Annotated in this window: 8 protein-coding genes and 1 tRNA gene; 4 read left to right on the top strand and 5 right to left on the bottom strand. The window is 38.6% G+C overall.

Going from position 1 to position 10,718, the window contains the following annotated elements:
• Positions 1-454: 454 nt before the first annotated feature.
• From FFR48_RS20595 to FFR48_RS20575, 5 genes are all read right to left on the bottom strand, one after another.
• The gene (locus FFR48_RS20595) at positions 455-949 is read right to left on the bottom strand and encodes a hypothetical protein (protein WP_190346164.1); all 495 of its coding nucleotides are present in this window, start codon (positions 947-949) and stop codon (positions 455-457) included.
• Positions 950-1,102: 153 nt separating this feature from the next.
• Entirely contained in the window at positions 1,103-2,542 is a 1,440-nt protein-coding gene (gene gltX, locus FFR48_RS20590) for a glutamate--tRNA ligase (protein ID WP_137668663.1), read from the bottom strand.
• 154 nt (positions 2,543-2,696) lie between these two features.
• Positions 2,697-2,770, bottom strand: a tRNA-Asp gene (locus FFR48_RS20585).
• Between the two features lie 811 nt (positions 2,771-3,581).
• Entirely contained in the window at positions 3,582-4,769 is a 1,188-nt protein-coding gene (locus FFR48_RS20580) for an esterase-like activity of phytase family protein (protein WP_201277655.1), read from the bottom strand.
• A 98-nt stretch (positions 4,770-4,867) separates the two neighbouring features.
• Positions 4,868-6,328, bottom strand: coding sequence for a TM0106 family RecB-like putative nuclease (locus FFR48_RS20575; protein ID WP_137668662.1), 1,461 nt, complete (start codon positions 6,326-6,328; stop codon positions 4,868-4,870).
• A 367-nt stretch (positions 6,329-6,695) separates the two neighbouring features.
• Between FFR48_RS20575 and FFR48_RS20570 the strand changes: the two genes are divergently transcribed.
• The 4 genes from FFR48_RS20570 (at position 6,696) to FFR48_RS20555 (ending at position 10,555) form a co-directional block, all read left to right on the top strand.
• A complete protein-coding gene (locus FFR48_RS20570; RefSeq protein ID WP_137668661.1) occupies positions 6,696-7,853 on the top strand; it encodes an aminotransferase class V-fold PLP-dependent enzyme in 1,158 nt (385 codons plus the stop codon).
• A 25-nt stretch (positions 7,854-7,878) separates the two neighbouring features.
• Positions 7,879-8,961 (top strand): glycosyltransferase family protein, encoded by a 1,083-nt coding sequence (locus FFR48_RS20565; RefSeq protein WP_137668660.1) that lies wholly within the window; start codon positions 7,879-7,881, stop codon positions 8,959-8,961.
• Between the two features lie 64 nt (positions 8,962-9,025).
• The gene (locus tag FFR48_RS20560) at positions 9,026-9,439 is read left to right on the top strand and encodes a secondary thiamine-phosphate synthase enzyme YjbQ (protein WP_096571617.1); all 414 of its coding nucleotides are present in this window, start codon (positions 9,026-9,028) and stop codon (positions 9,437-9,439) included.
• A 327-nt stretch (positions 9,440-9,766) separates the two neighbouring features.
• The gene (locus tag FFR48_RS20555; protein WP_096571618.1) at positions 9,767-10,555 is read left to right on the top strand and encodes a Nif3-like dinuclear metal center hexameric protein; all 789 of its coding nucleotides are present in this window, start codon (positions 9,767-9,769) and stop codon (positions 10,553-10,555) included.
• Positions 10,556-10,718: the final 163 nt, after the last annotated feature.

Here is a 10,718-nt window from a genome sequence, read left to right as displayed (position 1 = left end):
AATTAGTGCAAGGGTTTTGAAGGGTATACCGGAAAAAGTGTGCATTTTTTGGGATTTCAAGAGATGGCAAAGAAATTTTCAAATCTCCTCCTGACTCCTGACTCCTGACTCCTGACTCCTGACTCCTGACTCCTGACTCCTATGCCCTCACGGAAAGACTTTCTCAGCAACCCCCATGTATTACTGTCGCTGCTAAGGGGCGCATTCCAAAGGTTGCAGCTAGTCCTAATGCGGCTAACTTGGGAATTACTGCTAAACTGATATTCTGTTTAATTACAGTTTTGGTCTCACGGGCGATCGCCATTGCATCCACAAAAAATGATCAAAGGTTGGTGACTGGGGACTGGGGACTGGGGACTGGGGACTGGGGACTGGGGACTGGGTAATCAATTTTATGTTTCCCGATCAACTATCAACTATCAACTATCAACTATCAACTATCAACTATCAACTATTACTTAACTTCTGTGATTTTTAAAGTGTAAGGAAAGTATTTCTCTTTTTCGTAGGAACCAATCCAAATTTTGTAAATACCCTCTAACCATTCTCCCACAATACCAGGATTTTTCCCATCAAAATCATCATTACACCAAATACCACCTGGTCCTTTAATCATTATAGTGGTGTCGGCCTTACTTTCCACTTGCAGTTTTAGGTAGTCAAATTTACTGAGCAGTTTTAAAGTGTGATCTTGGTCCTCATCTACAAACCCAGTACATGAACCTGTAGGAGTTTCAGTTTCTCCATTAACTTTGCTCGCTGGAACTGAACCTCCACTCATTCCCCTGACTGTCAAAGGATCAGGTGAAAATTGACGGTTAATGGTGATATCACCAAAAATAGGCGGAACTTCTTCTGCATTAACAATACTATTCATCACTGTTGTCACACCAAGTGTAACTATCATCAACGATAATCTAATGGCTAGATTAAGGGATTTTTTTGTCATTGTAATTATATTTATATTTAAGTAATTTTAAAGACAAGAATCTTCTATTTTAAGTTCCCGATATTTGCAGTTATCAGGTGAGTGGTGAGTGGTGATTGGTGATTGGTGATTGGGTTATTTACCTCCCCATCACCCCATCACCCCAGTCACCTATTACCTAGCTAGTGCAGAGCTTAAACGGGATTTATCTAAACCAATCTGATTTAACAATAACCATGATTGAATTAGGTCTGGTCCATGTACATCCCCGGTTAAAGCTGCTCGGAGCGATCGCATTACTAAACCTTTTTTGACACCTTGCTCTTTTACCACTTGTTTAATGATGCTTTGGGCGGTATCTGCGGAAAATTCTGGTTGATTTTCCAAAGTTGTCACAATTGCTTGCAGTATAGGTTTCACCCCTTCTTGTTGCAGTTGTTGACTACCTTCTTCACTGAACTCTACCCCATCAGTAAAAAAGACTTTGCTCATGGGAACAGCATCCACTAACCGCGTTAAACTAGCAGCAATTAAACTTACCAACTGCTCTAACCAAGGACGCTCCCTACCACTAGTAAATGTATATCCTGCTTCCTCCCAAAAAGGTATTAGCAAATCTATGAGTTTATCAACTGGCATATTATGGATATATTGACTATTAATCCAATCTAATTTATCCCAGTCAAATTTAGCACCTGCTTTATTTACCCGTTCAAAGGTAAATTCTTTAGCAGCGTCATCTAATGTGAATATTTCCTGCGTAGAATCTGGGGCAGACCATCCCAATAAGGTCATATAATTTACTAAACCTTCCGCAGTAAAACCCATTTTCTGAAAGTCAGAAATTGAAGTTACTCCATCCCGTTTGGAAAGTTTGCGCCCTTCTTGATTCAAAATTAAGGGTGTATGGGCAAATTCTGGAATTTTTGCACCCATAGCTTCATAAAGTAAAATCTGTTTCGCTGTATTGGCAATATGGTCTTCTCCACGAATGACATGAGTAATTTGCATATCAATGTCATCTACCACTACCACAAAATTATATAGAGGTTGACCAATACCTTCAGCAGAAGCGCGAGCAATGACCATATCACCACCCAAGTCACTTCCACGCCAGGACATTTTACCCCGTACTAAGTCATTCCAGACAATTTCCCGATCATCTTCAATTTTAAAGCGAATTACAGATGAACGACCTTCCGCTTCAAAAGCTGCTTGTTGTTCTGGGGTCAAGTTACGATGACGGTTATCATAGCGGGGTGCTTCGTTTCTGGCTTTTTGTGCTTCCCGCAGCGCGTCTAATTCTTCTGATGTGGTATAGCAGCGATAAGCTAAACCTTGATCCAATAATTTCTGTACTGCTGCTTGGTAGAGGTGTAAACGCTGAGATTGGAAAAATGGACCTTCATCCCAGTTTAAGCCTAACCAACGCAGTCCAGTGAGAATATTATCAGTATATTCGGGACGCGATCGCTCTAAATCTGTATCTTCAATGCGTAAAATAAACTTACCACCGTGATGATGGGCAAATAAATAATTAAATACAGCAGTTCTGGCTGTACCAATATGTAAATTACCAGTAGGACTGGGAGCAATACGAACTCTTACAGACACAGTTAATTCTCTCTCTCACAAAGCATTATTAATTTAACAAGTGCTGAGTGGTTGTAAACCACCGATATGGGTTATTTTCCCAGTCTGTTAAAAACAGCATTCCTGAGAGATATTTAAAATTTTCTCCCAGGAATCAGATTTCAGGGTTTTGAAACGGGACTGACGGGGCTCGAACCCGCAACTTCCGCCGTGACAGGGCGGTGCTCTAACCAATTGAACTACAGTCCCTAACAGTTGATTGCGTTTTTCTCAACTATACTATTATTGCTTAATCTTTTTTGGCTGTCAAGTAGTTGGGAGAAAAAATTGAATTTTTTTTTTTCACAGGTGACTGGTGATTGGTGATTGGGTTATTATCCTCCCCTGCTCCCCCTGTCCTGACAAGGGTAGGTTTTTAATATGATCTGTGAAGGCAAGACCAGGAAGACAAGGAAGGAAAGTGGACAAGGAAGATTTTATACGGACAATGGTTTTTTGACGGACTATTTTTGTGACTAAGAGTACAGACTTTGTACTGTTTTCCTCCCTTGTCACCTTGTCCACCAAGTCTTGCCCTGACGACAATGTAAAATACCTACCCCTGTGAGATCCCCCTGTCTCCCCAACCTCCTAACCTGTGGACTGGCTTTTAGCTTCCAGATGTGCCAATATTTGAGTTTGGATTTGCTTGTACTGCTGCTTTAACAATTTTTTGCTGGTATGAGATTTAGAGGATGAAGGTAGTTGCTCATTTTGTTTAACCCAAGCTTTTAACTTTTCTTTCTGTGCTGTGGCAATACTAATGCTAAGAATATTAGCGCAGTGATGGGGGGGTCAAGGGTAAAGAGAATCAAAGAGTAAGAATTATTAGCAGATATTCCATTACATAAAAGCGCAATGTAAACCTAAACAAATTTGCTCGCAGATTACAAAAAACTTTGATAAATCTAAACTTTCATTTTTCAGAATTACTTAATTAGGGGTTGCTGTTCGCGTAGGGTGCCGTAGGCATAAAAGTCTTTCTGTGAGGGAATCATTAGAAGTGGCTCCCGATTCGTTTCTATAGAGAGATTCGTAGCAGACGCAATAACCGATTTAAGGGTGATTCTAGCTTGAGTTTAAAGGCTAGGATCTGGGTGCTTTGGAGTTTGTTAAAATTGTTATCACTGACTAGAATTAAGGAAGTTTGTCCATCAGGTAGTTTTGGACCAAGGGTTAAGCCTTCTATGTTGTCTAAAGCTACATCGAGAGTCTGTAAATCTAAGAGTAGTTTTTTCTCTACAGGTTTGATTTTGTTGATGTCAATGTTTGAAAGGCTGTTAATATCATGAATATCATCGCCATTTTCTAGAGAAACCTGAAACAAAGAAATCGCAAATCCCAAACCTGTAAAAGTTCTTTCTACACTCAGTAAATGTCCTTGATTATCTAAAGAAAGTAAATCTGGTAATCCACTGTCAAACCTGCCTGTAAAATTGAATAGCGGTGTAACTGGTTCTGTGATGTACAGAAATTCTTTTTCCGGTTGGTTGGTGGCTAGGTTATATTGCACAATGCGACAAGGACTACCAAAGCCGGGTTTTGCCGCTGCACCATCCTGAATGAGTGCGTTTTCAGTCGCTGTAAATAATGATTGATTATTTTCTGAGATGGTGAGGCTTTCAAAAGCTAAGTTATTACGTATACCCTGCTGACTTTTTGGATCTGGTAAAAATTTATCCGGTATAGGTAAGCTGGTAATAGCTTGGCCAGAAGATAGAGAAAATTCTTTAATAAAAGGATTTATGGATTTTTGCACATCTCCTTCAGAAGCAATGAATACAGTGGCTTTGTTAGTTACAGCAATACCTTCTGTATCGGTTTCACTAGGAGGAAATTTTTGATTATTTTCATTTAATAAGGTGGTGACAGCTACGGGAATAACTCCATCTTTGGTTAATTTTCCTGTGCTGAGGTCAATTTTTAAGGTATAAAATCGAGCAGGTGCTTTTTGCCCTCTGTCGTCAGAAATGGCATAATAAAGATCATTTTTAGCATCATAAGTAATTCCTGATAATCCTCCTAGTTCGGTTTTTTGGAAAGAGTATCCTGTGGGTAAGGTGGCTGCACCAATAAATTTTATATCTGTTATTTTAACTGTTGCTGAGGCAATATTACTGAAGAATATACTGATAATACTGCTAATGATAATGGTAATCGTCAAGTAAATAATGAATAATGGTTTTCTGAGTTTTTTCATTAGTTGCATGAAGAAGTAATGCCAATTAAAAGTGAAAAATTAAAAATTAACAATTGGATAAGTAGGATGTAGTTTGCAAAATCCAAAATCTAAAATCTAAAATTGGATTACGCTAATTTTCTAGTATATTCGGTTTGGAAAAAATTAACTAGCCAATCTTTAACTTTGCGGGTAGCACGACAGTCATCTTCGTTGTACCGTTGGATCAGTTCCAGAAAACGGCGATCGCCTGTTTCTAACCATTGATCATACCAATAAATACACTTAGCACCACTAGCTTCTTGATCACGCCATTCAAATCCTAACCAACGTGCGATCGCTTTGAGGGCATAACTTTCTATTGGTAAGGCAACACTTTCTGTTAATTGTTCATAAATATCTACAAATCGAGTCAGTAGAGGTTCAATTAAGGAATAAGGTGTACAATAAAGTTTACCTAGTTTTTTTACTGTCTCGACTTCATAATTACAAAAATGGTAAATTGGTGCTTGGGGATATTGGCAAACTAAATCTAAAAATTGCTGCCAAATTAGGTTTTCTTGAGTTGGTGTTTCTGCTAAAAATGAATAAAACTTTTCTGTATTATTTTCTCTATCAACTACTAAAACTCCCAACAGATAATTTAAATTTAAATCTGGTTGGGCTTCAATATCAAAATATAACTCGATGGGGGCGGTAAATGTGAGTTTTTCTGCTGGTAAAGCAAAGGGTAAAATTAAAGGAGTTTTTGCTAATGTTGATTTTGCTTGTACTATTAATTTAGATGCTACTTGAGTATCAAAACCAATGACATTTTCTAAAGTGCTGGGATTCGTGTTAGCGAGTGCTTCTAAAGTAGTAGTAGATAATGCTTGTAGTTGAGTGTAGCGAATTGGTGTCACACCTGGTAACAGTGACAGATGTTGCTGAGATTGGGCGATCGCATAACAATGATTATACCAGTGACAAAGATGGCATTTTTGACGGGCAATAAATACCTCTGGTGCTTCTGGCGACTCTACCACTTGAATATACTCCGCCAAAATATCCAGCATTTGTGGTGTCCATTTATCCAAGTCTACCACATAAGTTGTATCTTTATTCCGCAAGATTAACCAAGCTTCATCTGGTGTTACTTCCTGTAATGCTCCCAAAATTTCTGCGTGAAAAGCAGCTATAACCTGATATTCTTGTTTGGGACGTTTACCTAGTTGAATATCCACGGGAATATAAACCCAGTCTCCAAAACTGGATTTTCCAGGCTGTTTGACAAGTAAATCTGGACGACTCAGTAAAGTATATTCATCTTCATAAGTGGCTAATAATACAGAATTATGTATATACTCCACACCTTGCTGCATCAGTTCTATAGTGGCTGCTGCACCAGCTTCCCAGTTTCCTGGAGGAAAAACAGGTTTGTGATATGACAGGTTATGAATTATACTTTTCTGATGAGCAATTTTATCCTGTTGCACTTTTATCAACAACTCATGGGGAATATCTCGCTGGTTATAGTCACCATGAGTATCTAAAAAAGGCCGTCGCTTACAGCGTTGATATTGGAGTAGGAGTTCAGCATTAATGATCATTCATTTAAGTTAACAACAATTGGGATATTTTGGGAATCAGAAGTCGTAGAGGCGAAGTAGGGGCGAAGTAGGGGCGAAGTAGGGGCGAAGCATTCAGGCGAAAAATTATCAATTTTATGAAAAGGCTATTTTCCGAATGCTGATGCTTCCAGCACGCTTCGCTAACGCCAGTACAGGAGTCAGGAGTTAGGAGAGAAGAATATTATGAATAAATAGGGGGTTAAATAGGGGTTTTTATGCTCAATTTTCGGATTTAACATTTTAAATTTCCCATCCAAAATCTCAAATCTCAAATCTCAAATCCAAAATCCCAAATCTAAAATCTAAAATCCCAAATCCAAAATCCAAAATCTAAACTAAAATTAATATGTTGGATCACCATCGGCAAAAATTTCCAGCTTTAGGGAACAAGATTTATTTTAATTATGGCGGACAAGGACCAATGCCTCAAGGGGCGATGGATGCTATCAGCCAAACTCAAGCGCATATTCAGGAAATAGGACCTTTTGGTGCGGAAGCTTATCGCTGGATATCTCCCCAAATGCAATCTGTAAGGGAGGCGATCGCCTCTACCTTAAATGTACCATCTGACACAATTACTCTCACAGGCAATGTCACCATTGGTTGTAACATCGGAATGTGGGGGATTAATTGGCAAGCTGGTGATCACTTGCTGCTGTCTGATTGTGAACATCCCGGAGTGATTGCCACAGCCCAAGAAATTAGTCGTAGATTCGCTGTAGAAGTTTCCACTTGTCCGCTGATGGCGACTTTAAACGAGGGTGATCCTGTCAGTGTTATTGCTGAAAATCTCCGTCCCAATACTCGCCTGGTAGTTTTAAGTCATGTTTTGTGGAATACTGGTCAAGTTTTGCCTATTGACAAAATTGCAGAAATATGCAGAAAAAATAATTCTCTGTTGTTGGTAGATGCGGCTCAATCAGTGGGGGTTCTACCTTTAAATCTAACAGAATTGGGGGTAGATTTCTATGCTTTTACTGGACATAAATGGTTATGCGGTCCTGCGGGTGTAGGGGGTTTGTATGTACGAACCGAAGCACGGGAAATGATGCAGCCAACATTTATAGGTTTAGATGGAGTCATCACTAATAATCAAGCACAACCAATTAATTGGCAACCAGATGGGCGAAGATATGAAGTGTCTACCTTAGCAACTCCATTATATATTGCTTTAAAAGAAGCGATCGCCATTCATCATCAATGGGGAACAGCAGAGGAAATATATCAGCAAATTTGCAGAAACAGTGAGTATCTTTGGCAAAAGTTGATAGAGTTATCTAATGTCAAATGTTTAAAAAATTCCCCTCCCCAAAGCGGGTTAGTTTCTTTTGTGCTAACTAATAATCAGCGGAGTTTAAAATTAGTGCAGTTTTTAGAATCACAAAAAATCTTAACTCGCACAATTGCCAATCCTAATTGTATTCGGGTAAGTGTTCATTACCTCACCTTAAAATCAGAAATTGACCAATTAATAGCAGTAATTAAAGAATTTTCTCATTTGTAGAAATTTTCACCCCATCACCTCATCTATGAACCGTCCAATTTTATATATAACCATCACTAACCACGGCTTTGGCCATGCTACCCGAACCGCATCAATAGCTGCAACAATTCAAAAATTATGCCCAGAAGTGCTGTTAATTATTGCTACAACTGCACCCCGATGGCTGCTTGAATCCTACATCAAAGGTGATTTTATTCTGCGTCAACGTGCCTTTGATTTAGGTGTAGTTCAAGCTGATAGTTTGACAATGGATAAAGCAGCAACCTTAGACAAGTTAAGAGAAATTAAAAAAAATCAAAATTCGTTAATTGCTTCGGAAGTTAATTTTCTTCGCCAAAATCGTGTTAATCTCATATTAGCAGATATTCCTTTTCTGGCGGCTGGGTTTGGGAAAGCAGCAAACATTCCCTGTTGGATGATTAGTAACTTTAGTTGGGACTTTATTTATCAAGATTGGGGAGGAGAATTTACAGAAATTGCTGATTGGGTCAGTGATTGGTATACTAAAAGCGATCGCTTATTTCGTCTTCCCTTCCATACACCCATGTCTGCTTTTCCTAATATCATAGATGTGGGTTTAACAGGTGGTTCTCCCGGTTTCCCTATTGATGAAATCCGCACCATTTGGGGAATAACTACACCACCAGAAAAAACCATCTTGCTAACATTTGGAGGTTTAGGTTTACAAGCAATTCCTTATAATAATATTGAAAAATTTTCTGATTGGCAATTTATCACCTTTGATGCTTCCGCACCAGATTTACCTAACTTAATTAAAGTGCAAAATCGCCAATATCGTCCTGTTGATTTTATGCCAATTTGTAGCAGAGTAGTTTCTAAACCAGGGTACAGCACTTTTGCAGAAGCTACACTTCTAGGACTTCCTATTATTACCATCCCGCGTCATGACTTTGCGGAAGCTGATTTGCTATTAGCAGGAATTAAAAATTACAACCACCATCAAATTATCACACCAACAGAATTTTTTGATGGAACTTGGGATTTTCTTCATGACTTACCCCAACCGCCAAAACAACCACAAACCATAGCTAAAAATGGTAATGAAACTCTAGCCAAAGCAGTGATAGATTATTTTAAGTCAATTTAACTAAAATTCCTGAAACACTCCCAACCTAAAATCCAAAATCTAAAATCCAAAATCCAAAATTATTATGACACACTATCAAAAATTACTGAGAATTTCCACAACTGGCAAATCCTTTCAGAATATTACATCAAAAGTTGCCGCTATAGTTGGCGAATCTGGAGTGAAAACTGGACTTTGCACCTTATTTTTGCGTCACACTTCAGCCAGTTTAATCATTCAAGAAAACGCTGATCCTGATGTATTAATAGATTTAGCAAATTTTATGGCTAAATTAGTACCAGAAGGTAACTATTATATTCATGATGCCGAAGGTGCTGATGATATGCCAGGACACATCCGCACAGTTTTAACTCATACCTCCGAAAACATCCCCATTAATAATGGTCATCTAGTTTTGGGAACATGGCAAGGTATTTACATTTGGGAACATCGCCAGCATAATCATACCAGAGAGTTGGTAGTTCACATTTGGGGATAATAACTGATAATTATTTTACCCAAAATTAAGAAAATACAAAATGCTCTCAAAAAATATCAAAATATATTCATTGTAAATTTATTTTTATCTATGGAAATAATATGCACCAAAGTCCTGATATGATTGAACCGCAAAGGACGCAAAGGACACAAAGGTAAGAAAGTTGAGCGAGAGTTTTTGGTGTGGCTGTGTGGGATGCTCCCAATTTTTCCTACTCCTGATTCCTACCTGTGTTGGATGTGGTTTCACCATAGCTGAATTTGGGCTAAAATGTTTTAATCATCCTACTTAAATAAAATTACTTAAAATCATAAGTGAAAATATCTAATGAAAATTACTGATTTAATCACCTGGTTTGAAGAATGGGCAAATCCCGCTTGGTGTGAAAACTGGGATAATTGTGGTTGGCAGATTGAACCTGGTGTGTTGGGTGCAAAAGCACGGGTATTAGTGTGTTTAACTCCGACTTTAGCAGTAATGAAAGAAGCGATCGCTCTCAACGCTAATCTGATTTTTGCCCATCATCCCCTGATTTTTAATCCCCCTAAATCTCTCCGCAGTGGGGAAGCACTAGCAGAAATGGTAAGGTTAGCTTTTACTCACAATATCGGTATCTACAGCGCCCATACAAATTTCGACCAGGTAAATGATGGCACTGCGGATGTATTGGCACAAATATTACAACTGCAAGCGGTATCTCCCATAGTTCCCACCCAATCTGGTTTAGGATATGGACGGGTAGGAATGTTAGAACCAGCTTTAACATTGCAAGAATTACTCTCGACAATTCAAACTCAACTTCATCCCCCAAAATTGATTTTTTCCCCCGCAGCGAATTTACAACAGCAAATTTCACGAGTTGCGGTTTTGGGCGGATCGGGCGCAGGTTTTATTTCCGCAGTCGTGAAAACCAACGCCCAAGCCTATCTCACCGCCGATTGTAAATTTCATCAATTTCAAGAAAGTAGAGATCAAGGATTAATTTTAATTGATGCTGGACACTATGCCACTGAACGCCCAGCGTGCGATCGCTTGGTACAAAAATTCCAATCACTAAATTTAAATTGGGTGCAGTTAAGTCAACAGGATGAAGATTTCCGCCAATTTTTACCGTGAGCAAAGATTTTTTAAATTGTAATCTTTGATACTAACTAGGGTTTGCTGAATAAACCTAAAACCTTGATATATCAAAGGTTAGAGGCTGATAAACACAGAAATTAGTGCAAGGGTTTTGAAGGGTATACCGGAAAAAGTGTGCATTTTTTGGGATTTCAAGAGA

Source organism: Sphaerospermopsis reniformis, from assembly GCF_005402885.1.
Taxonomy (GTDB): domain Bacteria; phylum Cyanobacteriota; class Cyanobacteriia; order Cyanobacteriales; family Nostocaceae; genus Sphaerospermopsis; species Sphaerospermopsis kisseleviana.
This window is presented reverse-complemented; position numbering and strand designations above follow the sequence as displayed.

Excerpts from the sequence above, each read along its gene's own strand:
- FFR48_RS20575 (WP_137668662.1), bottom strand. The coding sequence starts at position 6,328 with ATGATCATTAATGCTGAACTCCTACTCCAATATCAACGCTGTAAGCGA.
- FFR48_RS20570 (WP_137668661.1), top strand. The coding sequence starts at position 6,696 with ATGTTGGATCACCATCGGCAAAAATTTCCAGCTTTAGGGAACAAGATT.
- FFR48_RS20555 (WP_096571618.1), top strand. The coding sequence starts at position 9,767 with ATGAAAATTACTGATTTAATCACCTGGTTTGAAGAATGGGCAAATCCC.
- FFR48_RS20560 (WP_096571617.1), top strand. The coding sequence starts at position 9,026 with ATGACACACTATCAAAAATTACTGAGAATTTCCACAACTGGCAAATCC.
- FFR48_RS20580 (WP_201277655.1), bottom strand. The coding sequence starts at position 4,769 with ATGCAACTAATGAAAAAACTCAGAAAACCATTATTCATTATTTACTTG.
- FFR48_RS20565 (WP_137668660.1), top strand. The coding sequence starts at position 7,879 with ATGAACCGTCCAATTTTATATATAACCATCACTAACCACGGCTTTGGC.
- FFR48_RS20595 (WP_190346164.1), bottom strand. The coding sequence starts at position 949 with ATGACAAAAAAATCCCTTAATCTAGCCATTAGATTATCGTTGATGATA.